The organism is Desulfomonile tiedjei DSM 6799 (genome assembly GCF_000266945.1).
Classification (GTDB): Bacteria; Desulfobacterota; Desulfomonilia; order Desulfomonilales; family Desulfomonilaceae; genus Desulfomonile; species Desulfomonile tiedjei.
Genome location: NC_018025.1, coordinates 2,095,992 through 2,121,126 on the forward strand (window position 1 = coordinate 2,095,992; position 25,135 = coordinate 2,121,126).

The window sequence follows — 25,135 nt, forward strand, 5'->3', positions numbered from 1 at the left end:
AGCGAAAAGGAAAGTCTATGGAGTAAACTGAACTTTTTTCTATCATTTGTGACTTGCGCCGAAAACGGAATCTCCGGCCACGAGAGTAAGTTCGCGTTGAACAAAGATCGTCCTTCCGTATTTTCGGTCTTGATAATAGCGCTGCGGGAGCCGAGAATTCATTTGCCTTCTCTCAATTGCCTGGACGTCCTCACGTTGAGGCTGGCAACATATGTATTTTCAGGGCGATAGGTTCGAGATAGTTCTTGACATACTTAAATAATTACTTTAATATGAGGCTGTATATATTGGACTTCGATCATTATTTAAGATGATTGTGTCCGGTGGAGGATGGTTAATGAAAACAAGTCTTCCGGCCGTATTGTTGGCAGCCCTCATGATCATGCTGCCGTCTGTGGCGATCTCGGGCATTAAAGTACTTGAAAAGAATCATGATTACATTCCGAAATTTCATAATGTGATCTTCATTTTCGATGTTTCGGATTCAATGACCGCCGGTTTTCCGCAGAACTTCGATCACTCCAGATTGTTCGTTGCGACACGTGCGTTTCAGATGTTCAATGCATTGATGCCTCATATTCCTCGATGGCAATACGACGTCAACTCGGCATTGATCACGTACGGCGATTGCAAGACGCCTCAGTTGTTGAGTCCTCTGAGCCCCTGGACCCGCAACAAGTATGCATCGCTGTTTCCGTGTTTGCGAAAAGAAACCTTCCTGCCGTGTACAACTGCAGGGTTGCCCGAAGCGCTCCAACTTGCCGGTTCCATGATATGCCAGAGTACGGGGCGTACGGCTATCATTGTCTTTACCGATGGCGGCCGCATGGGCGAGTGCCCTCAGAAGACTGCAACAGCGCTGAAGGACACGTACGGCGACAGAGTGGAAATTTACGGAGTGTACGTTGGAAGCACGGAAGTTGGCTGGCGTAACCTCTATGAAGTATGCAAGCTTACCGGCGGATATTCCAGACATTGGGAAGAAGTACGAGACAAGCCTCTCATGAAGGCCTTCGCCTGGGATATCACGATCAGAGAAGTGATGTTTCCTTATCCGGAAATATTCTTCAAACCCAAGAGTGCAGAGCTCATATCTTCGGAAGCGCTGAAACTAGAGGCCGTAGCGAATTTCCTCAATGCTATCCCCCAATATGTTTTGCAGATCGACGGGCATTCCAATTTCATCGGGAACACGGATTCAAATTACGGCTTGGCTCTAAAGCGTGCTCAAAACGTGAAAGACGCCCTTGTCAGGATATATCACATTCATCCGTCGAGAGTTCTTGTGCGTAGCTGGGGTGAAGAACTGCCTCGTTATGACAACCAAAACCCGGATCTCAACATGAGAAACGAGCAGGCAAACCTGTCTCTCATGCTGCCGCTGAGAAACTTCCCCTACGACGAAAAGCATCTCCACACGTTTGGTAACGTTGCAGTAGGCGATATCACGAACACGCAGGAAAGAGATTCGGAAGAAGAATGGGCATCGCCCGTGAAGCCTCCGCCTCACTCCAAACGTCCGCCGGTGGCGATAACTCCTCCGCCAAGATCCGTCGGCAAATAGTTTCCATCCATATCATGAAAAAGTAATCGGTGACGCTTCTCTCAAAGAAGTGCCACCGATTGCTTTTGTCAGCACATTGTCAATTATATGGCGATTGTCAAAAATAACGACCCAATTCGGTACGGCTAATCCCTTGAAAATCCCCCCCCCCCCCCAGCTCGAGCGCTTGGTAGGGGTCGGCGTCCCTGCCGACCCATGTTGATAGTAAAGGTGCACGAACAGCATAGATAGACCGTTCAACGGCACATCAACGAAATCCATAAAGTATAGACTTGGTCAAGATAGTTCGCATTGAGGCGGTAACACGGACCTACACGGCGGGTCCGTGGCAGTCAGCATCTTGAATGCAAAATGGTGGTACCAATTACAATTGCTCGCGAATAGTCTTCTCGCGGGTTTCCATCCATTTCACAAAAGAATCGTACAAACGACGGAAGAGCGGGGATCGGGAGGAAATTGCATGCAATTGCATCATTGCGCGTGGCCCGAAACGTTTGAGTCTGCGGTTTTCTGAAAAATCGAACAGGTTCCGGCAGCGAATCAGTTCAAGGTGCGGTCCAAGAATTTCACGGTGTCGAGCGTTTCTCTCCATGATAGAGTCATGGTCGGTTCCCCCCAATTCATCATACTCGTACTGTTCGCGTTCGAAGACCGGCCCGGACACTTTTCGAATATTTGTGAGCCCATAATGGTCCGATTTTTCAAACAGTAACGATTGCGGTTCCAGGAGAAAACGCTGCGGCAGTAACACAACCAGGGGCAAGTCCACGTAGCGGTCGATAAAGCCGGTCAAGTTCGAGAGAGTTTTCTGAGACTCATGGGGAGTATTGTACATCAGGTGCACATAATTCTTTATTCCTATCGCAATGGCGTGCTCCAACAAATCGTGCATTTCCCGGACATCGAATCGTTTTCCCAAAAGATCCACTGTTCGAGGATCCGCGGATTCGACTCCCCAGAACAAGCTGAAGCATCCGGCTTTCTTGCTTTTTTCCAGTACATCTTTGGAGCATCCTTTTACTCTGGCATACGCGTACCAGCGAAGATCCGGCAATTCTTCGGCAATCCGATCGCATATATTCGATAGTTGCACAGGATTTCCGTTTATGGAAGCGTCAGCGAACTGCACGTTGTTCGTGCCGTACGTACTGGTAAGATGCTTTAGCTCACGGATGACTTTGTCCTCGGATTTGTAATCGTATCGATCCACGAGCCTGCCTGTACAAAAACTGCACCGGGAAGGACATCCTTTGGAAATCCTGTATGGCAAGAAAAAAGTATTCTTGCCCGTCATTGGGTGTTCGTACCGATACTGGCTCAGATCGAGTCCTTCAAATTCCGGCGGAAATTCCTGTTCAGCAGGCAGATCTGATTTGGAATTGGTAATGATTCTGCCTTCATCGATATGCACCAGCCCAGGAATGCTCGCGAGGTCTAGCTCTCGCCTGCCTTTGAACAAGGCATGAAGCATCAGGAGCGGCAGTTCACCATTTCCCTTGACCCAGTAATCTGCAATGCCATGAGGAACAAACGATTCGGACGGTCGTATGGTTATGAAAGGCCCGCCAAAGACAATGAGTGCTTGCGGATTTGTCTCCCGTATGAACCTGCCCAGCAAGAGCGCTGCCCAGTACTGGTGATACGCGACAATGGAAAATCCGTAAATGCCTGCTCCAGAGGGAATCTTCGGCCCGTATTTTTCCACAAATTGTCGCAATCCCGGGTGATCGGCCGCACCTTTCAAACTGTTGAAAAAGCTTTCCTGGGAAAATGTCCTGTCAGGGTTGTGATAATCGATATCATCCGGAGAATCGAAAAGATACTCCATCAGAAAATCCGTTTGGATCACCGGCACTGAATGGTGCTTCAGAAACGCGTAGATAACGGACATACCGTAAGGCATGAATTTCGTGCGAAGATAACGTTTGCTGATCGCAGGAGGATGTACCAGCACCACTCCCGGATCGGAAGGAGAGCCCGAAAAGAGTGCCGTGTCCGGAAATTGTTCTTTCATAAATGTGTTCAGCGATCCCTCACGGGGATTACTTTGCGCCTCACCCCGCTCCTTTGGAATCAGTGTGTCCGCAAGAGCAGTCCGCGTGCGTCTTCTCGGGAGAATGTCTCCGCAGTCTTCCCGGCCAATTCGCTGCCGAGAGTTTCTGCAGCGCAACCCTCAACATCAGAACAGCAAGGAGCACAGCGGCGCCAGTCTCCAACCATTCAGGTACAAACTCTTTTGAGGCTTGACCGATCTCAGCGACCGCGTGGATTCCCAGAGCTCCGTAGATGAAATCTGTAAGAAAAGCCAGTCCCAGTGTGCACAGTACAATTGATACAAGATAAACGGTCAGGGTGCGTCTTCCGAGAATCCCGGCTACCATGGTTACCGTGGCGATGTTGGTCGCAGGTCCGGCCAGAAGGAACACAAGAGCAGTACCCGGGCTCATTCCTTTCAGGATCAATGCGGCAGCGATAGGCGTCGACATAGAGGCACACACGTACATCGGAAGACTCATCGCGAGCACTGCCAGGTATCCCAGAATGCCCGATCCGAAAACTCCTGAAATCAACGATTCAGGGACGCATGCCGTAATGATGCCGGCAAGCAGTATGCCAAGGAGAAACCATTTCAAAAGATCGCCCATGAGTTCGTCGAACGCATAGCGCATTCCGGCGACAAGTTTTTCCGCAAACGAATGGTGCGCTGCGTGCACTGCGGGATCGCAATCCACGCCGTCGCAGCAGCCATCAACGAGACAGGTCCTATCCGGGACGGCCTCACGCGCTTCTCTGTACGATTTGCCGGTAAAATTCTCCAGGACGCCTGCAAACAGTGCCGTTGCAAATGCCGCGAACGGCCGCAAGACAGTCATAATGGGATCCAAAAGAGAATACGTAATGGCAATGGAATCCACACCGCTCTCAGGAGTAGAGATCAGAAAAGAAAGACAGGCTCCGTTGTTTGCCCCCTGTTTTTTGAATCCCGCAACTGCGGGAACAACCCCGCACGATCAGAGCGGGATAGGGATTCCCAAAAGGGAAGCGTACAGCACTGACCTGAATCGACCTCGGTGGAAATAATGGGCAACCGAGTCGGGACGTATGTACACCCGAAGAAGCCCTGCGACGAAGAACCCGAGGAGTATGTAAAGCGCTGCATCTGCAAACAATTTCACGGATGACATAAATATGACGAGAAGTGTTTCCATGGAAGGATAATAGCAACTAAAAAGGCCCTCGTCACCTTCTGCTAAAAAGAATCGTGTAACGCGGGCCTTTTATTCAAATGCGTATAGCGTTTCTAAGGGGATTTCCGATCCAATTTGTCGACTTTGTCGGACAATGCCGAAAGCTTGGCCTCCAACGCGTTCATTTTTGCCTGAAGTGCAGCGGCTGCACGCGCCTGTTCTCGAGCATCCTGTGTTGTATCCGGGCGCTTTAAGGATTGCCTTACTTCACTGAGTTCTTCTTTGATACCCTGAAGCCCTTTAATTACAGCACGATCGTTGTCGAGAAAGGCTTGTGAATAATTCTGGATAGCTTTTTCGGCGGTTCCGCCTTTTTTCTGGAGATCTGCCAACATGCCATCGGATTTACGTTGCATGCGTTCGGCAGTATCCGCCATTCGGCTGGTATTGTAGACCATGGCGGGCATGGTTGTGGACATGACCCCCATATAATGAACCATTTTATCCATATTGCCCTGGATACGGTTTACGTCGGGAAGACTCGCGCATCCGGATGCGAGCAACACCAATGACACAACAACGACTCTTTTCACGATTCCCAACACAATACGCCACCTATCTTTGCGGCTCCAAACAGCAGGTACTGTGTGAGCCGCGGGATAGAAGCAAAAATCAATCAGCTTTTCCAACGAAATGTTCCGAACTTGGCCGGATCCGATATCTCTTCCGGAATCTCAATCCCGAAGACGGCGTTCTCCTGACGTATCAGCACACGGGTATCCTTTTCCGGAATGGTTATCTCCTCTGCTCTGGGAAACTCCCGTCCCTGCTCGGTCTTGAACATTTCGGTAACTCGAAACGTCCTCTTAACTTTTCCCGACCGATCGACAGCTTGGGTTTTCAGCAGGATAAAATCCTTCTTCGTAATCCACAACTGTCGCTCGGATGAATCGGACGGCTGTTCAATGCGAATCACATAACAATCCTTGCCGTCCACCTGTTCTTCTTTCAAGATCGAGGGTTTCTCGTCCGCCTTGGGAATGAAACCCTGGATGTCCTCAACAGATAGTCCTGTGCCGCCAAGATCCGCGGCAGGATCGTCCATGGCGAGAGGCAGGGTTTTTCCCGTTGCCGGTAAATACATGAATGCCTGCGCGCTCTTATTCGCGTCTACGAGAATCAAAAACCGAAGACCTTGGGATTCCTTAGGCTGCTCGAAATCCAGAAAAAAGGCATTCTTGTCACCGAGCCGCACGCCCATGAGCCATATGACGTTTTCCGACACGGTTTTTTTCCCTTTGAGGGTCTTTGAGGAAAGAACTATTCGAAAATTGTCGTTAAAATTCTGCTTCTCAACCTGCTGGAGAATCTCATCCGCGGTCATCGCGTGGGCAGGGACGAATGAAAAACACATAAAGAACGTGAAGATAACAACGCTAAGAAGTTTTGAATGAAGACGCATCTACAAATCCAGTTAGTTTAATACCGTTCACAAAGGAATACGGCGATTTAGGACACGAAGAACAAGCAATCTTGTATAAACCTTCAAATTATTTTTGTGTATGACGCTTAATACCATAAAAAAACAGGACTTGTCAATTCATTTGCCTCTTGTCGGGCAGCCGTTCTGTATGGATAGACAAGGCACTATCATTACGAATCAGTGTGCCGCGCTCCTGTAATTAGGGGTGGGATCGGTCAGTTTCCCGATATTCCGACCGACTCGATAAACCTCTCCACCCGGCTGCACCTTCAACTCAGACCATCCTAAAAGGAAGGCTATGGCATTCAATAAATGAGAATGCCTAACCTAGCACACGGTGAATTATTTTTGAACCCGCTGTTCATTGTTTTTTTCCTAAGTGACCGCAACCGTCGTACGTGGAAAATTGACGGCTTTCACCGAGACTGGTATAGTGAGCGGTCGCGGGAAGACTTGATGCGTGTTCCTGATATCGAAACGAACGGCTCCAGGACTAGATATGAAAACATTCCCCGTGTCTCTGGCGAAATTAGTTTTTTTCTTGTTCGTGCTGTTTGCTCTGAAAACAGGTCCGGCTTATGCACAATGGCCTCTTGGGAAAGAACTCTCGTCTCCCGAACCAAAGACCGAATCAGCTTCTCAAGTAACAGGCAGCGGCAGGTTCCAAATTTTCGTTTCTCCGCAGGCGAAGGGCTTTACGTTCATGATCGACACCGAAACCGGAAAGATTTGGGTCATGAAACGTGACCACACGGCAGGAGAGTTTTCTCTCCACAGGGTTCATGTGGAAGAGATCGACCCTCAGGCCGCCGGAAAGACTGAAAAATCCGACAAATCAAGTACTCCTGAAGCTCAGGGAAAAAGCAAATAAAACCGAATGAGTAGTGCGGCGAAACCGGTTCGCCGAATTCGCGGAAACCGAAGGAGGTAGATTGCTCAAAATGGCGAAGAGCGCATACAAAGTGGCGGTAGTTGGAGCGACCGGCGCGGTCGGCAATATGATGATCCAGGTACTCGAAAAACGGAATTTTCCCGTTGGTGAACTGGTATTGTTGGCTTCAGAACGATCTGCGGGAAAGACTCTCAAGTACAAAGGTAAAGATTTACCGGTACAGGAACTCACCGAATCCTCGTTCAAGGGAATTGAGATCGGCCTGTTTTCCGCGGGCGGTTCCATCAGCGCGAAGTTTGCGCCGATAGCGGCTCATGAAGGCTGCATTGTTATTGATAATACGGCTCATTTCAGAATGGATCCGGACGTTCCGTTGGTCGTGCCTGAAGTGAATCCCGATGCCTTGGCCGGTTACACCAAGAGAAATATCATCGCGAATCCCAATTGCTCCACAATTCAAATGGTCGTAGCACTCAAGCCTCTTCACGACGCGGCAAGAATCAAGCGCATTGTGGTGTCTACCTATCAGTCCGTTTCAGGAACCGGCAAAGATGCATTGGAAGAAATGTTGGTCCAGTCTCGCGACATGGCCACACATATCCAGTGGACCAAAGAAGATGGCCTGGACAAACTCTGGAACTCGCTGTCTCCCTTCAGGACTGTCAAGACAACGGTATATCCGCACCGGATCGCTTTCGAATGTCTCCCGCAGATAGACGTTTTCATGGACAACGGGTACACGAAAGAAGAGATGAAAATGGTCTGGGAAACAAAGAAGATCATGGATCCAGCCATACAGGTCACGGCAACCACGGTGCGGGTGCCGACGTTCTTCGGTCATTCCGAATCGGTGAATATCGAGACTGAACGGAAATTGACCGCTCGCCAGGCTACGGATCTCCTCTCCAAGGCACCGGGAATCAAAGTCATGGACGATCCCGCGAATAAAAAGTATCCCCTTACCGCCCTTGCCGCTGGTGAGGATTACACGCTGGTGGGCCGTATCAGGGAAGACGAATCTATTTCCAATGGCCTGAATCTGTGGGTGGTTTCCGACAATATTCTCAAAGGCGCAGCTTTGAATGCCGTCCAAATCGCCGAAATCATGATCGATCGCTATCTCTGATTCATCTCAAATAGACCAATTGGGGGACGTTCGCAGAATGTCCCCTCCATAAAAATCGATAAACCTGTCTAAATTCCGCAGCGGCGGCCCGCGCGGATCGATCGCCAACGAAAGGAGAGGGGATGAGCGCCAAGCGTGAAGCAGTCATCGTAAGCGCCACCCGTACTCCGCTGGGTTCCTTCAACGGAAGCCTGAGCGGGATCGGGGCAACCAAGCTGGGAAGCATCGTCATAGAGGAGGCGGTAAAGCGAGCCGGTGTCGAAAAATCCGACGTAGACGAAGTGATCATGGGCCAGGTATTACCGTGTGGGTATGGTCAAAATCCGGCCCGACAAGCGGCGATTCAGGCAGGTATTCCTTTTGAGGCCCAATGTTTCACCATAAACAAAGTCTGCGGCTCCGGGCTCAAAGCAGTGATGCTGGCTGCACAAGCCATTCAACTGGGTGACGCGGATATCGTGATCGCCGGTGGAATGGAGAGCATGACCAATGCTCCCTATTATCTCGCAAAAGCGCGGTTCGGTTATCGTATGGGAGATGGGGCTCTCGTCGACAGCATGCTGCATGACGGCCTTTGGGATATCGTGAACGATTTCCACATGGGAATCAGCAACGATTTGATCAGTGAAAAATGGCACATTTCCCGCGAAGACCAGGATCGCTACGCAGCTTTGAGTTACGAACGCGCATTGACTTCCATACAGGAAGGCCGTTTCAAAGAGGAAATCGTCCCTGTCCTCATTCCGCAGAAAAAGGGCGATCCGAAAGTATTCGATACGGACGAATGTCCGCGTGAAACGACATACGAAGCACTCAGCCGGATGAAACCTGCATTCCAGAAGGACGGGTATGCCACTGCCGGGAACGCATCCATTATATCCGATGGAGCCGGCGCTCTTTGCGTGATGAGCGAAGAAACCGCCCGGAAGAGAGGTCTTGGCATACTTGCCCGCGTAGGCTCTCAGGCGAGTGCCGGAATGGATATGAAGTACGTGTTGATGGCTCCGATTCTCTCCATCCCCAAAGCGGCAAAAAAAGAAGGTGTGGATTTCCACACTGTGGACCTGATGGAAGTCAATGAGGCTTTTGCCGGGTCCACTGTGGGAGTAATCCGAGAACTCGGATTGGATGAGGATCGCTGCAACGTGAATGGAGGTTCCGTTGCTCTGGGGCATCCCATCGGCGCCAGCGGCGCACGGGTTTTGACAACCCTGTTGTACGCCATGAAAAATCGCGGAGTTAAGACAGGTATGGCTTCCTTGTGTCTCGGCGGAGGTGAGGCCGTGTCTCTGTATGTGGATCGATAGGCCAGCCAGTTTTTTTTGTAGCGATTGCCAGAAGAATTGTCTGATTGCGCAAATAGTAATTGGTAGCTGCCGGCCTCCGTGCCGGCAGACCATATTATGACTACTCAACAATTTCAATAAGGTGTGCCGACAGGGACGCCGGCCCCTACTAATCCTTTGGCATTCCCGATCAGCGGCTAAACGTCAAGACTTTCCGCAACTGTTATACAATGAAAACGCTCGGGAGGAATTTCTTCGAAGAAAGACCCCCGACTCCATGGGCGCGTTTGTCAGGCGATTGTCCCGAGAGAAGCGGGATCGCCACGCTCCTCGCAATGACAAACATCGATCCTATTGCTGAACCTCATTCCCGTACAGCTCGTTTACGCGGTTCCGCAAACTTAGCGGGAAAGAGTTGGTGAACTAACTGCGCGTTCCTCAATTCATTTAGCTGAATTCCGACCCGATATGCCCTTAACAAGGCACAAAGCATGCTATGAATTGTTTCCGAGACTCCATCATCTCGTTATAACGATTGCCAAAATTCTGACGTTTATCCCACGCTCCATTACAGGATATTAGTAGGGACCGGCGTCCCTGACGGTCCATTATATCGATATCATTGATCATATTGAAGATGTGCCGACACGGATGCCGGCACCCACCAATACTCCGATCCTCAATCAGACATTAATTTTGGCAACTGCGATGGTTGAAAACATCTTGCTTTTCATATAGACCGTTGTTTGGCCTTTACTCAAAAAATGAGCATCGTGGACGGAATTCATTGAGTCCACTGAATTTCAATACTTTATATGTGAGTGAGACCGAATTCTTGTGTTTCTTGGAGGAGTCATGTTCCCAAAACACTATTCCAAATCATTTCTAACAGGCGACGACCCATTTTTTACGTTCAAAACTCAAGAGGAAACGTCCAATACAATACACCAGGAGATAGTTTTTGAACCCAAGCACGAAGGGTTCATCGGTATACCCCACGGTGGGCTTCCCATGGGGCTGTGCATTGACGCGTGGAGACGCGTAGGGGCCCCGGATTATCCTGTTCATGTGCGTTTCAAATTTGGTGGATCCGGGATTCTCATAGGAGACACCGCTATCTTCTCTGTTGAGACCAGCGCAAACGGTAAAGCTCCGCAGGTGAATGCCAAGGTCACCAAAGTTGGGGACAAAACTCCCTATCTTCGAGCGGAGATAGTCTCGGCCGCGGAAACAAACGGCATAATTGCCGCAAAGCCTTCCGACGATTTCCGGAAGTTACCCTATTATCGGAACTGCTTCGTCTGCGGTCATCACAGGAAGATAACGGGCCTGCAGAGAAGATTTCGTGTGCACCGTACTGATGATTCCTGGATCGTGACGGCCCCCTGGGGAGACGATGCGGACGACTTTGATCGCGCAGCATTTTTTCTGCTTGACGAGCAGGAATTGCATCCGGCTGCATTGATCTCCATCTTTGATGAAAACACTGCATGGGCAGGCTTCATGGTAACGCGGTCCGCCGGACTGTCCGTGAAGGTGGAATTCACATTGCTGAGACCGGTCCATGCGCAGGAAAAGCTTCTGTTCGTGAGCGAGCCCGCTGGAATTCGGGGCAACCCTCGATCTCCGCGGTTCTTTCTGGCTTCCGGGAAAATACTGTCTTTACGAGACCCGCAGAATCCGGAAGTGGTGGCTTACGGCAAGGGAGAGTGGATAATCCTGGAACAGTACACCGATCAAATCAAGACAAGCCTCCTCCCTCATGACGATTGGGCTTGGATCTTTTCAAAAGATGACGAATGAAGTGTTATTCTATTTTAATGAGAAGCGATTCTATAGGAGAAGAGAGTGATTGAGCAGGTAGTTGACGGCGTCCGGTGGATTCCGGGCAGAGACAGATTCATGCCTGATTCACACATGTACGTGATCGGAAAATCCGATGCACAAGAATATACCCTCATAGATTGCGGCCTCATGGAAATGGGAGCCTACAAGATAGAAGAATTGGAACAGGGCAATATTCCCCTGAGTCAGGTTAAGCGCATTATTATGACCCACACGCATGTGGACCATATCGGATGCCTATCGGAAATACTAACGGCAATACCCCATTGTGAAGTCTGGATGCACGAATCAGAAGCAGAATACCTGGAACGCGGTGACGATAGAATAGTCTTCGGAAACAAGATGTTCGATTCCATGATTCGTTCACAGTATTCAATCCCAAAGGATTTCTTTAAGACCAAGGTTCATAGGAAACTCCAGGGAAACGAGACTCTCGATCTGGGAGGATTGCAGTTTCAGGTGATTAGTATTCCGGGGCACTCCATCGGGAGCATAGGACTCTTCAACAGCGAGCACAGAATGTTCATGTCCGGTGACACCATTTACGCGGATGGAGCAATCGGCCGCTACGATCTTTATTCCGCAGATGCTGGAAAGCTCAAGCAATCTTTGGACCTCATCGCCGGTTTGAGCGCTGATATCCTTTTGCCCTGTCACAACCGTATCGTGAAGAGTGGCGCTAATAAAATGATCAGGAATACTGTGGCACAGTGGGCTCCACTGCTCGAATAAGGTAAAATTGTTCTCAACGCATACGGGAAGGTGGTTCGAGAGGAGCATTTATGGGAAAGACAGTTGCGGAAAAGATAATTGAAGCTCATCTGGTTGAAGGCGATCTGAAGCCTGGAAGCGAAATAGCCATAAAAATAGATCATACGCTGACACAGGACGCTACCGGTACCATGGTTTTTCTGGAGTTCATGGCTATGGGAATTCCCAGAGTCAAAACCGAGGTCTCTGTCAGCTATGTTGACCACAATCTGTTGCAGACCGATTTCAAGAACGCTGACGATCACCGGTTTCTCAGGTCTGTTGCTGCGAAATTCGGCGTAATTTACAGCCGCCCGGGAAACGGCATATCTCATCAGGTTCATCTGGAGCGTTTCAGCGTGCCGGGAAAGACTCTCCTCGGCTCGGATAGCCATACGCCCACGAACGCCGGCAGCTCCATGCTGGCGATTGGCGCCGGCGGTCTCGATGTAGCAATGGCCATGGCAGGCCAGCCTTTTTATTTCATCATGCCAAGGATTGTGGGCGTGAAGCTTACTGGAGCCCTTCAACCATGGGTATCCGGAAAAGACGTTATCCTGGAAATGCTCCGAAGATTGACGGTCAAAGGTGGAGTAGGGAAAATCTTCGAGTACTTTGGACCCGGAGTGGAAACACTTTCTGCCACCGATCGAGCCACGATTGGAAATATGGGGGCGGAACTCGGAGCAACGAGCAGCATGTTTCCTTCCGATCGGCGCACTCGGGAATTCCTTGAGAGCCAGGGAAGAGGACATGTCTGGAGTGAGATTATAGCGGACCCGGATGCCGAATACAGCGAGGTGATTGAAATCGATCTCAATACCCTCGAACCGTTGATCGCGTGCCCGAGTTCTCCCGACAATATCAAAAAAGTAAGTGAAGTCGAAGGAATACAGGTCGGTCAGGTCATTGTTGGGTCGTCCGTGAACTCCTCTTTTCGCGATTTGATGATCACCGCGAAAAGTCTCGAAGAGAGACATTGCCATCCGGATGTAAGTCTTGAAATAAACCCCGGAAGCAGTCAGGTTCTCCTGAATGTGTCCAAAGCGGGCGGTGTGTCCAATCTGATATTGGCAGGAGCCCGTATTCACCAGTCGGGGTGCCTCGGGTGCATCGGAATGGGGCAGGCTCCGGGAACCGGTACGGTTTCATTGAGAACGTTTCCCCGAAACTTCCCGGGAAGAAGCGGGACTTTTCCGGACCAGGTGTATCTCTGTTCACCGGAGACTGCTGTTGCGGCAGCAATATTCGGGAGCATCACAGACCCTCGGAAATTGGGCGAATACCCGGTTGTGAAAGATCCCGAGCAGTACGCGGTGAATGACGACAATTTCATTTTCCCTCCGGAGGACTCTTCCGAAGTGGAAGTGCTGATGGGCCCGAACATCAAACAATTCCCGATCTTCGGACCTCTGGATGACACGCTGGAAGGTCCAGTGATTCTGAAGGTGCCGGACAACATCACCACTGACGCGATCATGCCAGCGGGAAGTAAAGTGCTTCCCTTTAGAAGCAATATCCCTGCTATCAGCGCATTCGTTTTCGAGATCATCGATCCCGGTTTCCATGTCCGCGCCGCGTCTGTTCCTGCCGGCTTGATTGTCGCGGGCGAGAATTACGGTCAGGGGTCTTCCCGGGAGCACGCGGCAATCGCTCCCCGGTATTTGAATATTCGAGCCAAGCTCGCGAAGAGCTTTGCGCGAATTCATAAAGCCAACTTGATCAATTTCGGTATACTGCCGCTGGTCTTCGCCAATCCCGAAGATTATGATGCGTTACAACAAGGCGAAACGATACGATTGGAGAACGTCCGGGCCGCAATTCAGGCCGGGAGCGAAACCATTATTGCCAAAATAAAAGAGACAGGCCGTGAGGTGCGGCTCAAATTGAATGTGACCGACAGGGAGCGGAAGATATTGCTGGCAGGCGGGTTGATAAACTTTGCTTCGACTTCGTGATTTGGGGGAGGTTTTTGTAGGGATCGTGATTCAGAAATTCGTGCTACTGAATTTTATAGGCTGACGATCGCCTGTTACGGGCAATAGTCACGACGAATGAATGGAAAAAAGAGCTTAAAACCAGGCCAGGAAGCGTGAAGTTTATAGTTACGTCTGACGAAAGGAATGTTTCTACTCATAAATATTGCATAATTCCGGCCTGTTATTTTTCTCTTGACCCCGGATTCTCTTGCCAATATAGTCCCCAGACGGGGCGGGGTTGAGTGAATTTTTTGCTCGATGTCCGTTGTTTCGTCTGTTCTCACTACCCTATTTTGCCCGACTGCCGGAAGTTCACCTGCAAAGAGCGGAACAATTCATAAGCGTTAGGGACCAACTGTACAAGTCCTGAACTTTGAAGCTCACTGCGAGCAGGGTGTACCGTATGGAAGAAAAGAAGCCCTCTACTCCTGCCGTGAATCCTCACGAGTATTCAGCAATACCGGAGCTGATGAATAAAATTTCTGTTACTACGCAGACAATAGACCTCGATAGCATTTTTACAAAAGATGTAACGAATTCAGGTAGTTTCGATCTCAGGGACGTGAGGAAGATCACGTTCGGAAAGTTGCTGGAATCCATCCCTATTCCCACCCTGCTGGTGGATATGTCCCATGCGATCGTTTTTGCCAACGAATCTGTTGGAAAAATAGGAGCCGATCCCGCGACCCTGGAAGGACGGTGGTTTTCTTCGATTTTTTCTTCCAGCAGCGAACGCCAGAATGCCACAGCGGCTCTCAATCATGTGCTTGCAGATCGCAAAACCAATGTTTTCGAAGGGTTGATTCAGCTTGGAACCCGGATGTTATGGTGTCGGGTGAGCCTGAGATCGCTTCGTTTCAGAAAAAGGCGATCCGTGCTGGCAATCATAGAAGACCTTACCGCTGAGAAAAAACAGCTCATTATCAATCAGAAGTATCAGCAACTCGTTCAGGTGTTCCCTATCGGAATAGCCGAGTTTTCATTGACCCGGCCCATTTCCGTCGAAAGGTCGGAAGATGACATGCTCGCCATGATCGCACAGGCGCAGCTTGTGAGCGGCAACTGCGAGTTTGCCAGAATGCAGGGACAGTCGACCATCGAAGCGCTCAAAGGATCTTCTCTCAAGAGCTTGTTTCCGTTTGAGGTCGAACACCGCGCTCTGTTTATCACCTGGATAAGACGGGGTTTTCCTATTCAATCTTTTGAAAACAGAGAACTTACTTCCAGTCAAACCCCACGGTTTTTCGAGAATACGCTCGTTGGCAATGTGAAGAACGATTATCTGCTCGGGTTCTGGGGAATGCGCCAGGATATTACAAACAGGAAACAGACGGAGGAAGCCCTACGCGCAGCAAGGGACAGGCTGGAAGAAAAGGTGAAAGAACGGACGGCAGAGCTGCTCAGGACCAACCAGCATCTGGTTCAGGAGATCACGGAACGGGAAAAAGCTGAAATGGAATTGGCCAAACTTGTAGGAGATCTGCAGGAAGCCTTGGCTAAGGTGAAGACCCTTACCGGACTTTTGCCGATTTGTGCATCATGCAAGAAGATCCGTGATGATAAAGGATATTGGACGCAGGTCGAAGTATACGTGAGAGAACATACCGACGCGAATTTCACCCACAGTATTTGTCCGGAATGTGCATCAAAATTGTATCCTGATTTTTACCCGCCTCAATCTTGATGACTTATAACGTTTCCCAGAAGTTTTAAGCGTAGCCAATGTAGGTGCGATGAACCCGCGATCCGCGCGGACGAATCGCATCAGTCGAGGTCTTTCGCGACCGATGCGATTCGCTTCGCTCATCACATCCTACGTGAGCTATCGATATCATTGATCATATTGAAAATGTGCCGGCACGGAGGCACGGCACCCACCAAATATTCCTATTTTCAATCGGACACCAATTTTGGCAATTCCCATACAACTTTCGCTTATCAGACAAATTCTCGCGCTTTTCCCACAAGGACCCGCTCCTGGCAATGAAGTCTCCAGTTCCCGGCATGCGCATGATGCAGCATCCGGGAACAAGAAGAACTAATGGAGCGATCTCATTCTCTTGAGAAAGGCCACAATCTCCTGAGGATCAGGTCGTATGGTGTAGTCGGGATCCACTTCTACGCTTCGGATAATCGACATTTCATCGATGATGAAGCTCCCGGGCATGGGGAGTGTCCACGAATCATCGCCGTTGTATTTTTTCAGATCCGTCCCGAACTGCAAATAGAGTTCGCGCAGATCGTCCGGAAGCGTAAAGACTAATCCGAATTCCCGAGCGAGCTTGTTGCCGCGATCGCTCAGTATTTCGTAAGATAATCTGTGTTTACCGACCATTTCTCGGTTATATTCGGGAAGTTGGGGAGATATGGCTATCAGTGTGCCACCTGCTGACGTAATTTCCGGTAAAGCCTGTTGCAGAGCTGACAGCTCTGCGTTGCAGTACGGTCACCACACGCCACGGTAAAAGGCTACAACAAGAGGTCCTTTCCGGAGCAGATCCGTTGACCGGACGATCTCATCTCGGGTGTTGGGAAGAGCAAACTCGGGCGCCTTGGCCCCGACCTTCAGCACATGTTCGAGAATACCTGAACTTCGAAGGTCTTCAGTAGCGCGATGCATAATGTTGATTGCCTCGGGCGCTGCTTTCGCTTCGAAATGGCTTTTGATGGAATTGAGTCTATCTTGAAGATTCATAATCGAGCCCCCGTTATTCTTTGGGATTAATTCGTACTGAGTTAGACATCATGTTCGGAGAAATTATCCATGATGCGCAGGATTACGATAATTCCAGGGGCACGATCACGTTCAGTCGCAAGAAAGGTTCTCGACGTACTGCTCTTCGCCATGAGAATTGGTATGAAACCCTAAGCTTCGAAAAACTTGGACTAAGCTGTCGATCCGGTGGGCTTCGCCGGTTTCCTGATCACACGGCACAAGACGACCGCAACAATTAATAATACAGCGGAAATATAAAACGATTGATCGTAAGAACCGGTGTAGTCTTTGATATAGCCCGCCATGAGAGGCATGAGAAAACCAAGGCCCCATCCGATGAATACGAAGCCGTAGTTGGCTCCCAGGTTTTTGGAACCGAAAAAGTCCGCCGTAAAGGCCGGCATCAATGCCAGGCCTCCGCCGTACTGCCAGTACGCAATGCCTACGGCAAGAAACAGTATCGGCACGTTCTCAGACGCAATGATGAAAGGAGCCGCCAGAAGACACAAGGCAGAAATGGCTCCGTTAAGAACGTAAGCGTTAGACCGTCCGATTTTATCGGAATACATTCCGGTCCCCACCCGTCCCAGAGCATTTACCGCTCCGCCGAACGCGGCAATGATCCACGCATTTGCGGCGAAAAATTCCAATTTGCCGGCAGTCTTCCCCAGGATAGGGGCTGCATTGGCAATGACCAGTAGACCGGATTGAGCGCTTCCAATGAACATGAGGACCAGCGCGTAGTACTGCCATCTCGACATCATTTCCGGCGGTAACCAATCGGTAATGACATCGGGAGTCGGTCTGGCTGGATTACTCGATGGATTGGAAGCGGCGACTGCCGGCATCGGGGGCACATAATCCGACGGTGGGTTTGAAAGCAGTTGTCCTGCAAGGATGATCACCACAGCAAAGAAAATGCCCAGACCGATGAAGCTTGCCGAAATGCCGTAATTGTCAATCAGATATTGACCCAATGGGGCTATGTACAGGGCAGCGGCTCCATAACCCGCAACGACTATGCCTGAAATGAGGCCGCGTTTATGGGGCCCGAACCACTTCAAGGCCGCGGGTGTCGGTGCAGCGTACCCTATTCCCATGCCGATTCCGCCGAGAACACCAAATCCTATCATGAGTCCGAAATAACTCTTCATCAATCCTGCGATAATACAGCCGGTCGCAACACACAATCCTCCGAGGGTGGCTCCCACTTTAGGACCGTATTTGTCCTGAATTCTGCCGCCGGGGATCATAAAAAAAGCAAAGAACAGCCCACACACGAAGTATGCGAAAGTTCCCTGGGAATCGGTCAAGTAAGGCCATCCGGCATTTAATCCGGTCATAACTTCATGTAGATCGGCTTTGGGCTTGTCCACCAAAGCCTTTTTCCAGATGCTCCAGGCATAGAGTATGCCCAAACACAAGTTACAGGCAGCACCTGCAAAAGTAACGATCCATGCCCTCGTGGGCACTTCTGAAGACTGAGCCGACATCTTCACTCCTGTAATGTCATTCCCCCAGTGTGAAAGGGGACATGTTTTTCACGATTTTTGGATAAGAATGCGGAGTCGCTATTTTTCTTCAGTAAAATCGACAACCCGATATCCGGTCTGCTGACGTACTAAAAGCTCATCAAATCGATCTTCCTCTCTGGGGCTAGGGAATGCGAAGGCCACCAATAAAGCTGCTAGAAAGCCGAGAGGAATCGAAGCTATACCAGGATTCTTGAGCGGGAACAAAGGCTCATCCAGGCCCACAATGGAAACGCCGTCCTTGTTCTTTTCGTAAGCGAGTTTCGCTTTGTCCAGGGATGACTTTTCTGCCGGGGTGAGAACAAAACCTTCAGCTTGCCTTTTCTCGAGCACGGAGACAACTTTCATCGCATCGGCTGCCACGTGCTTCGGATAAACCATATTAGGGGAGACCAGCACCAGAACGATGCTGACAAGAGTACCGACAACCAGACCGGCCACTATACCTGCCGTATTGAACTGTCTCCAATAGAGACTCAGCACCACCACGGGAAAGTTTCCGGAAGCGGCTACGGCAAATGCAAGGGCAACGAGTTGAGCAACGTTTTGCCCCTCTGCCGCTATGCCGATCAATATTGCTCCTACACCAACTGCAAAGGCAGTCACCCGTGCAGCGGTCACCTGTTGCTTCTGGGTAGCTTTACCTCTCTTTATGAGTTGCACGTACACGTCATGCGCAATTGCCGCGGATGCGGCTAGTACCAGCCCCGAGACCACCGCTAGTATGGTTGCGAAAGCCACGGCGCATAAAAAAGCAAGAAAGATGTCGCCAACCACATGTGCAATTTCGTTACCGAGCTTCTCAGCGAGGAGAATATTGGCCATATTTCCGCCCGCATCCGCAGCGGATACTGTCTGAGGACTCACCAGAAGGGCAGATCCGAATCCGAGAAACGTGGTGAGTATATAGAAACAACCCAGTATGAACATGGCCACGATGACTGATTTACGAGCCTCTTTGGCGTTGGGGACAGTGAAGAATCGCATGAGAATGTGCGGCATTCCTGCCGTCCCGAGCACAAGCGCCATTGCCAGCGAAAGCTGATCCAGAGGATTCCTCAGGAATAGACCGGGCTCCAGAAATCTCTGCCCGTAATCAAACCCCGGTTCAGGAATCGCGTGATGCAGAAGAGAGACTCTTACCCACTCCCACACTTGTTTGCTCCCGGCTACGTTTTCGAAGAAGGTGATGGGGTTGAATCCTGACTTCGCTGCCACAAGAATGCTCAACAGCACGGCCCCGACCATGATGAGACCGGCCTTGATGATCTGTACCCAGGTAGTAGCCAACATCCCGCCAAACACCACGTACACGATCATGAGAATTCCCACCGTGCAGATCGAATACGTAAAAGGAATCCCGAACAGAAGCTGCATCAGCTTGCCCGCTCCTACCATTTGGGCAATGAGATAAAATGTGGACACTGTTACCGTGGCCATGGCTCCAACGGAACGAACCGGAATCGCAAAGGATCGGAATGCGAGTATGTCCCCCATAGTGTACTTGCCTGAATTCCGACACGGTTCCGCTACGAGGAGGAGTATGGTTACATACGCGACCAACCATCCAACCGAATACATGAAACCATCATATCCGTACAGGGATATGAGTCCGGCAATACCCAGGAACGATGCGGCCGACATGTAGTCTCCGGCCAATGCCCAACCATTCTGGGTGCCGGTGATTGCACTGTGAGCTACATAGAAATCGGCCGAAGTCTTGGTTCTGCCTGCTGCTTTATAGATCAGCAATGCAGTGATCCCAATAATCACCAAAAAAACAATAATACTCAGGGGCTTGCTCGCTCGGCCCTGCTCCGAAATTTCGGGACGAGGTCGGTCAGGTATAGCCGAGTGCGGAGAGGCCGCATCGGGACGCGAGGCAAGTAAGATCGAGGGCTGAGGGGAAACCGTAAGCGTCTCAGCCTGCCCGATCCCGTCCGCCATGATGAGAGTTCCTGCAAAGAAGGCTAGAATTAAGGTGATGAATAGTCTCCTCATGTGGCTAGTCCTCCCTATTTTTTTTGGAAATTACGATACGGTCCTGACATCTCGGAGTTTTTGCGCGGGTACCAAGTCACTGAACGGCTCCCTTACACGCGGAAAAGGGTTACTTAACAATAGTTGATAACGGCGAGACCCAAGCGAAGCTGATAAATGACTTTAGTTAGCCGTAAACTTACCTCGCCACAGTCCACTCGTCAAGCAGAACCTGCGGCAGGGTCAATTCTTCGTAACCATTTAGTCATAGCCGGGCACGCCCTGGAAGGGCGGCCCGATAGTAGCCACGGGTGTCAGAGACTGTCTCAAAAGTCAAAAATTTATCCTGGATCGTGGCACGAAATTCTCACCATCTTCCCGGCCTGACTGTAGGGGCGGGCCTCGTGTCCGCCCAAATAAGGGTAGGCACTAGGCCTACCTCTACGAAGATGGCGAATCGTGGCACGATTTGTTATGCGCTCGAGAATTTTGAGACAGTCTTGTCAACCCGTGGACAGCGGCACGCCCCATGCATAATTGAGCGACTGAAAGGGTCCACCGATAGGCGATAATTTTCAAATGTCGTGTAGAAACCTCTACCCCGTGTAACTGAATGGTTACAATTCTTCGGCATTTCTCCTTGACACTCTCCATGTTTCCGGTAAAAGAAAATATTCACCAGAAATGTTCATAGCGATTGTCAGAATTCTTCAGGAGGATTGGGATGGGTTATTTAGTCGTACCTCTTATCAGTATTCTGCTATTTGCGTCGGCTCCGGACCTGGCTGGCGCCCAGGGATTGTACTCCCCATCGGGAGTAGGCTTCTCTGCTTTGAGCGGTTTCGGGAATAGCGACGGGTGCACTCACAGCGATCCCCGACTATCTGGCGGCATGACCTTTAATATGGGATATCTTGCCACAAACCGTGGAGCGGTGTTCGAACTGACGGCCGATCCACTGGTGGGGACCGTGTCATCGGTGCGGCATGACTATCCAATAGACGGTCTGTGGCTTGCGCTTTCGGCAAGTGGCCAGATAGGAGATGGCGTCGGGATCTATGCCAGGGGATCATGGCTCGTTCCATCGAATCGGCAATCAAGTAGGACCTTAGTATTCGGCGGTAATCCGGAACCAGGTACCTGGCGAACCAAGGTTCAGTGGTACAATGCGGACATTGCGGGGACATGCTCCACTAGCGGGACCCTCACGGTAATTGGTGGTTTTCGCTTTGATTCCTTTGAAATCAAATTCCATGATCGCGATCTTGTCGACCCTGATGACCTTGCTACGGATGAGACTAATGTGACAATTATGTCTTACATCCCGTACGCGGGGGTGATGCTGAATTCAGGTTCTGCGCTGAAACTGGGGTTAATTGGATTTCCCTATGTGCCCGGCAACGTCGAGTACGATCACACGTGGGGTACCGCTGTGATAAGGCACGACGGCAAGGGCTCTTTTGGGAATAGCGTTTTCCTCGAGGCCTTCGGAGAATACGGGCGCCAGCTCATGGGAGGACATGTCGGCATATTTGGGATATGGACGTACTTACACGGCAGCTCCAGCCTGGATGTTACCCGGACAATTGGTGGGGGAGCACCGACTCCGGGCCGTTACCGGTTCAGCACTGACCGCCAGAACTGGATAATTGGCGGTCAATTTGCAATGAATTTCACGAGTCCGATGTAGGCGACCATGGGAAAGCATGACGGTTATCTGGCCGACGGCTTCAGAGATGTCGACAACAACACTGACGTTAGCAAGTTTGAAGCATGTCTAAGATTTCTGGAGAAGCTCCCGTCGATCGAAACATACAAAAAGAAGAGTATAGAAAGGCTCAGATTAAAGCAGGGCGATACTGCGTTGGATTTAGGTTGCGGCCTCGGATTTGATGTTCCGAAAATGGCACGATTGGTTTCTCCAGGCGGACGGAGTGTAGGCATAGATAGTAGTGAGAAGCTGCTGGACTCTGCAAGAAGAGCATTCAGCGGTTGCGAAGGGGTCTCATTTGTACAAGGAGATATTCATGATTTGCAGATTCCTTCGAACTCTGTGAACGGCATCAGGGTGGATCGAACGCTCCAGCATGTCCGAGATCCGCAAAAAGTCATCTCCGAGATGGTGCGGGTCCTGAAGCCAGGTGGCTGGCTGGTCTGTGCAGAACCCGATTGGTCGACATTTGTAATAGACGCTGATGATAATGAAGTGACTAACACAGTGGTCCGGACGTGGTCAGGTAGTTTTGAGAACCCCCATATCGGTCGTCAACTGTTGAGAAGAGTCCGGTCCGAGGGGCTGGAGAACACATGGGCCGAAGGATTTGTTCTGTTGGCTGACGGCTTGACCGCAGTAGACACTGTGTATGATCTCTATGCTACAGTACGAAGAGCAAAGACCGAAAATGAAGAAATGTCCAGTGCCATAGATGCTTGGCTAAATGGGCAAGTAAGAAGAGACGATCACGAGGGCGTGATCGCTTGTGTCACCATTTTCTTAGCTGGCGGCCAAAAATGCGAATACAAGGATTCTCGAAAGTAATCGCTGAGTTGTTACTCCTGGTTGACAGCTAAATTCTATTGTACCCATCCTAGTTTCTGCATCTTTGTATAAACCGCTTGAGCAGCTACTTCGTGTCCCAACTCATTCCAATGCCAATCCCATTTGCTTTCAAATCTCATTCCAAGCTTCTCGTAATGGGAGATGAACTGGTTTGTAAGGTCAAGATATTGTACGGAATTCTTTGCGCATACATCTCTCAAGAGTCTGTTCATCCATATCACTTCGCTTCTTTCCAATTGGCCTGAGTATATATCGTTCCTGGGGGCATCTATTACAAACATTGTTTTGCATCCACCGTTCTCCCGAACCAGTGTTTCCACCACATAATTGCATGCTTTTTCTATTTGGGGCATACATTCATTTACCGAATGCACATCGACATTTTCCGAGTAACCTCTTCCTAAATAATAGAACCAATTCAGATTGCCGACTTTTAGGTTATTGTAGAGGTATCTCACCAAAGCCGAGGTTGCGACATAGCGCCTGATCTGCGATGGCTGATACGGCTTCGGATTCCTTTCTTCAATCGATTCATCTGTCACTTCAATGCACATTCGTCCAAACCGCGATCGTACAGCGCAAAGACTCTCATCAAAGTCGTTGTAGACAACATTGATTATCATGATGTCAGGTTTGAATGTTCTGCGAACATATCTTGACATGTGCAGGTAATCGGCTAAAGATGCACCTGATATGGCGAAACTGTAAACATCAAATGCATTTTGTAAAGTACGTCTCAGATTTGCCGTAATATTCTTGTCTACATCCACATGAAACGCTTCGATGTATGAATCTCCTATTATGGCGAGTAGCGGTTTAGTGCGACCAATCGCTTGATAGTCAATTTCGTTGTTCCAACCGGCGTTATTGATATGCCATTTTCCCTTCTGTTGTGCGAAGGGTCCGACTGTATGGATGCCATCCTTCGGATGCGGTTCAAAGCGGAGTACCTGGTCTGTTCGATCGTAATAACAAAATGGCCCTTCACAAGCTGGTATCACAAATCTAAAAAGCACTTCAAGAAACAAGAAAAGTCCCACCAAAACCGGTACCGTTAACAAGAAAAAATACTTAATTGTGTTACGCATAATTAGCCTCCCTCTAATGGATAATTGTATCAGGACTATCAACTGTTTCCGGAATGAAAGGAAATTCTTAACTTATGGAGTACTCTATAGAAAATTCACTGAAGCCTCTCCTCATTCCTTCTAAAACGAACTTTCAAGATGTACTAACACTGAGACTTTCTGGAATGATTAATGTTCCCGAAGAAATCTCCTTTTGGTAACAATGCGAATCGAAAGAGGAACGTCGAATATTTGTCAAAGAACGAGTGAGTATCTATCGTACTTGTCAGGGTTTGCACGTTGCCCTGAGAACACCTCTGCAATCAAAAGGAGATGATTATGGCAACTCGTAGGTTCTTTGTACTGTTTATCAGTGTGATACTTTTGGGATCGTTCCATCTTTTCGCTTATGCAGCTCAGGAACCTGAAAATCCCAAGAAAAGGACAACTCTGGGTAAGTATGTTACCGCACATGAAGCATTTGAAATGTGGCATGCAAAACCGCATGAGGTCAAAATTCTGGATGTTCGTACGCCCGAAGAATATGTCTTTGTCGGACACGCTCCCATGGCTCGGAACATTCCATTGAAGGCATGGACCGGAAAATGGAATCCTGAGAAGAAGAGTTTCCATCTGAGCGAAAACTCCGACTTTGTTGCTCAAGTCAAAAAATACTACGCCCCTACGGATACCCTGTTGATAATGTGCAGATCCGGTGACAGAGCCGCGGAGGCCGTGAACGCTTTGGCCAAAGCGGGATTTACCAATGCGCACAGCATCGTGGATAGCTTCGAGGGCGACCCTGTTACGGAAGAAGACAGTTACCATAAGGGAAAAAGAGTAAAAAACGGCTGGAAAAATTCCAGGGCACCCTGGACCTATGAATTGGATCCCAATCTGATCTATCAGCAAGACGAACCCAAAAGCAAATGAGTTCGCGTTCGGAATGTAACTGAAATACGAATGTTCGATCTGAATTCGTTGTTCCCTTGTTGTATGTTTTGCGACTGAATCGACATTCGCTTTTACATAATTGTATGATGATCCAACATATGTCAAATGTTTGGGAAACTCTTCCCATGGAAGAGTTTCCAAGCGCCAGTTTTTATACATTTATGTCAACCTGTAGCGTCATAATGTACACTTCTGTTTGTTTCAAATTCTCCC

Annotated in this window: 19 protein-coding genes and 1 pseudogene; 11 read left to right on the plus strand and 9 right to left on the minus strand. The window is 49.6% G+C overall.

The genetic code is table 11. From position 1 onward, the window contains the following. Positions 1 to 337: 337 nt before the first annotated feature. On the plus strand, positions 338 to 1,564 hold the full coding sequence (locus tag DESTI_RS08795) for an OmpA family protein (protein WP_014809613.1): 1,227 nt from the start codon (positions 338 to 340) through the stop codon (positions 1,562 to 1,564). A 364-nt stretch (positions 1,565 to 1,928) separates the two neighbouring features. Here DESTI_RS08795 and DESTI_RS08800 read toward each other — a convergent pair whose 3' ends face one another. The 4 genes from DESTI_RS08800 to DESTI_RS08815 form a co-directional block, all read right to left on the minus strand. Then, positions 1,929 to 3,578: a B12-binding domain-containing radical SAM protein gene (locus tag DESTI_RS08800; RefSeq protein ID WP_014809614.1), complete on the minus strand. Its 1,650-nt coding sequence runs from the start codon at positions 3,576 to 3,578 to the stop codon at positions 1,929 to 1,931. Positions 3,579 to 3,618: 40 nt separating this feature from the next. Continuing rightward, positions 3,619 to 4,773: an SO_0444 family Cu/Zn efflux transporter gene (locus tag DESTI_RS08805; RefSeq protein ID WP_014809615.1), complete on the minus strand. Its 1,155-nt coding sequence runs from the start codon at positions 4,771 to 4,773 to the stop codon at positions 3,619 to 3,621. A 92-nt stretch (positions 4,774 to 4,865) separates the two neighbouring features. After that, positions 4,866 to 5,441, minus strand: coding sequence for a hypothetical protein (locus DESTI_RS08810; RefSeq protein WP_041286069.1), 576 nt, complete (start codon positions 5,439 to 5,441; stop codon positions 4,866 to 4,868). After that, positions 5,429 to 6,214: an outer membrane lipoprotein-sorting protein gene (locus DESTI_RS08815; RefSeq protein ID WP_014809617.1), complete on the minus strand. Its 786-nt coding sequence runs from the start codon at positions 6,212 to 6,214 to the stop codon at positions 5,429 to 5,431. Before DESTI_RS08815 ends, DESTI_RS08810 begins: the two co-directional genes overlap by 13 nt. Positions 6,215 to 6,734: 520 nt before the next feature. Between DESTI_RS08815 and DESTI_RS08820 the strand changes: the two genes are divergently transcribed. The 7 genes from DESTI_RS08820 to DESTI_RS28620 all read left to right on the plus strand — a co-directional run bounded on the left by DESTI_RS08820 (position 6,735) and on the right by DESTI_RS28620 (position 15,797). After that, a complete protein-coding gene (locus tag DESTI_RS08820) occupies positions 6,735 to 7,106 on the plus strand; it encodes a hypothetical protein (RefSeq protein ID WP_014809618.1) in 372 nt (123 codons plus the stop codon). 70 nt (positions 7,107 to 7,176) lie between these two features. Continuing rightward, complete coding sequence (locus DESTI_RS08825; RefSeq protein WP_041286936.1) at positions 7,177 to 8,253, plus strand: aspartate-semialdehyde dehydrogenase; 1,077 nt, start codon at positions 7,177 to 7,179, stop codon at positions 8,251 to 8,253. Positions 8,254 to 8,375: 122 nt separating this feature from the next. Beyond that, the gene (locus tag DESTI_RS08830) at positions 8,376 to 9,560 is read left to right on the plus strand and encodes an acetyl-CoA C-acetyltransferase (RefSeq protein ID WP_014809620.1); all 1,185 of its coding nucleotides are present in this window, start codon (positions 8,376 to 8,378) and stop codon (positions 9,558 to 9,560) included. A gap of 834 nt (positions 9,561 to 10,394) precedes the next feature. Next, complete coding sequence (locus DESTI_RS08835; protein ID WP_014809621.1) at positions 10,395 to 11,342, plus strand: hypothetical protein; 948 nt, start codon at positions 10,395 to 10,397, stop codon at positions 11,340 to 11,342. A gap of 45 nt (positions 11,343 to 11,387) precedes the next feature. Then, entirely contained in the window at positions 11,388 to 12,116 is a 729-nt protein-coding gene (locus tag DESTI_RS08840; protein WP_014809622.1) for an MBL fold metallo-hydrolase, read from the plus strand. Positions 12,117 to 12,166: 50 nt separating this feature from the next. Beyond that, on the plus strand, positions 12,167 to 14,092 hold the full coding sequence (locus tag DESTI_RS08845; protein ID WP_014809623.1) for an aconitate hydratase: 1,926 nt from the start codon (positions 12,167 to 12,169) through the stop codon (positions 14,090 to 14,092). 424 nt (positions 14,093 to 14,516) lie between these two features. Then, a complete protein-coding gene (locus DESTI_RS28620) occupies positions 14,517 to 15,797 on the plus strand; it encodes a PAS domain S-box protein (RefSeq protein ID WP_014809624.1) in 1,281 nt (426 codons plus the stop codon). A 354-nt stretch (positions 15,798 to 16,151) separates the two neighbouring features. On the opposite strand, the pseudogene DESTI_RS31205 reads toward DESTI_RS28620, so the two are convergent. The 4 genes and pseudogenes from DESTI_RS31205 to DESTI_RS08865 all read right to left on the minus strand — a co-directional run. Next, positions 16,152 to 16,547, minus strand: a pseudogene (locus tag DESTI_RS31205) (peroxiredoxin-like family protein); the annotation flags it as partial. A 12-nt stretch (positions 16,548 to 16,559) separates the two neighbouring features. Next, positions 16,560 to 16,808, minus strand: a complete 249-nt coding sequence (locus DESTI_RS31210; protein ID WP_052316017.1) for a thioredoxin domain-containing protein — start codon at positions 16,806 to 16,808, stop codon at positions 16,560 to 16,562. A 191-nt stretch (positions 16,809 to 16,999) separates the two neighbouring features. Next, entirely contained in the window at positions 17,000 to 18,322 is a 1,323-nt protein-coding gene (locus DESTI_RS08860) for an L-lactate MFS transporter (protein WP_014809626.1), read from the minus strand. Between the two features lie 78 nt (positions 18,323 to 18,400). Continuing rightward, positions 18,401 to 20,362, minus strand: coding sequence for a solute symporter family protein (locus DESTI_RS08865; protein ID WP_014809627.1), 1,962 nt, complete (start codon positions 20,360 to 20,362; stop codon positions 18,401 to 18,403). Positions 20,363 to 21,065: 703 nt separating this feature from the next. Between DESTI_RS08865 and DESTI_RS08870 the strand changes: the two genes are divergently transcribed. Both DESTI_RS08870 and DESTI_RS08875 read left to right on the plus strand, forming a co-directional pair. After that, positions 21,066 to 22,031: a hypothetical protein gene (locus tag DESTI_RS08870; protein WP_014809628.1), complete on the plus strand. Its 966-nt coding sequence runs from the start codon at positions 21,066 to 21,068 to the stop codon at positions 22,029 to 22,031. A 6-nt stretch (positions 22,032 to 22,037) separates the two neighbouring features. Next, positions 22,038 to 22,880 carry a methyltransferase domain-containing protein gene (locus tag DESTI_RS08875; RefSeq protein WP_014809629.1) on the plus strand — a complete coding sequence of 281 codons (843 nt, stop codon included), beginning with the start codon at positions 22,038 to 22,040 and terminating at the stop codon, positions 22,878 to 22,880. Between the two features lie 35 nt (positions 22,881 to 22,915). Here DESTI_RS08875 and DESTI_RS08880 read toward each other — a convergent pair whose 3' ends face one another. Continuing rightward, the gene (locus tag DESTI_RS08880; RefSeq protein ID WP_014809630.1) at positions 22,916 to 23,989 is read right to left on the minus strand and encodes an SGNH/GDSL hydrolase family protein; all 1,074 of its coding nucleotides are present in this window, start codon (positions 23,987 to 23,989) and stop codon (positions 22,916 to 22,918) included. Positions 23,990 to 24,307: 318 nt separating this feature from the next. Between DESTI_RS08880 and DESTI_RS08885 the strand changes: the two genes are divergently transcribed. Further along, positions 24,308 to 24,901, plus strand: a complete 594-nt coding sequence (locus tag DESTI_RS08885; RefSeq protein WP_014809632.1) for a rhodanese-like domain-containing protein — start codon at positions 24,308 to 24,310, stop codon at positions 24,899 to 24,901. Positions 24,902 to 25,135 lie beyond the last annotated feature (234 nt).

What these genes read in the sequence shown, in the direction of transcription:
- DESTI_RS08880 (WP_014809630.1), bottom strand. Translation starts at nt 23,989, where the DNA reads ATGCGTAACACAATTAAGTATTTTTTCTTGTTAACGGTACCGGTTTTG.
- DESTI_RS28620 (WP_014809624.1), top strand. Translation starts at nt 14,517, where the DNA reads ATGGAAGAAAAGAAGCCCTCTACTCCTGCCGTGAATCCTCACGAGTAT.
- DESTI_RS08875 (WP_014809629.1), top strand. Translation starts at nt 22,038, where the DNA reads ATGGGAAAGCATGACGGTTATCTGGCCGACGGCTTCAGAGATGTCGAC.
- DESTI_RS08885 (WP_014809632.1), top strand. Translation starts at nt 24,308, where the DNA reads ATGGCAACTCGTAGGTTCTTTGTACTGTTTATCAGTGTGATACTTTTG.
- DESTI_RS08820 (WP_014809618.1), top strand. Translation starts at nt 6,735, where the DNA reads ATGAAAACATTCCCCGTGTCTCTGGCGAAATTAGTTTTTTTCTTGTTC.
- DESTI_RS08795 (WP_014809613.1), top strand. Translation starts at nt 338, where the DNA reads ATGAAAACAAGTCTTCCGGCCGTATTGTTGGCAGCCCTCATGATCATG.
- DESTI_RS31210 (WP_052316017.1), bottom strand. Translation starts at nt 16,808, where the DNA reads ATGAATCTTCAAGATAGACTCAATTCCATCAAAAGCCATTTCGAAGCG.
- DESTI_RS08800 (WP_014809614.1), bottom strand. Translation starts at nt 3,578, where the DNA reads ATGAAAGAACAATTTCCGGACACGGCACTCTTTTCGGGCTCTCCTTCC.
- DESTI_RS08815 (WP_014809617.1), bottom strand. Translation starts at nt 6,214, where the DNA reads ATGCGTCTTCATTCAAAACTTCTTAGCGTTGTTATCTTCACGTTCTTT.
- DESTI_RS08860 (WP_014809626.1), bottom strand. Translation starts at nt 18,322, where the DNA reads ATGTCGGCTCAGTCTTCAGAAGTGCCCACGAGGGCATGGATCGTTACT.
- DESTI_RS08845 (WP_014809623.1), top strand. Translation starts at nt 12,167, where the DNA reads ATGGGAAAGACAGTTGCGGAAAAGATAATTGAAGCTCATCTGGTTGAA.
- DESTI_RS08865 (WP_014809627.1), bottom strand. Translation starts at nt 20,362, where the DNA reads ATGAGGAGACTATTCATCACCTTAATTCTAGCCTTCTTTGCAGGAACT.
- DESTI_RS08830 (WP_014809620.1), top strand. Translation starts at nt 8,376, where the DNA reads ATGAGCGCCAAGCGTGAAGCAGTCATCGTAAGCGCCACCCGTACTCCG.
- DESTI_RS08870 (WP_014809628.1), top strand. Translation starts at nt 21,066, where the DNA reads ATGGGTTATTTAGTCGTACCTCTTATCAGTATTCTGCTATTTGCGTCG.
- DESTI_RS08835 (WP_014809621.1), top strand. Translation starts at nt 10,395, where the DNA reads ATGTTCCCAAAACACTATTCCAAATCATTTCTAACAGGCGACGACCCA.
- DESTI_RS08825 (WP_041286936.1), top strand. Translation starts at nt 7,177, where the DNA reads ATGGCGAAGAGCGCATACAAAGTGGCGGTAGTTGGAGCGACCGGCGCG.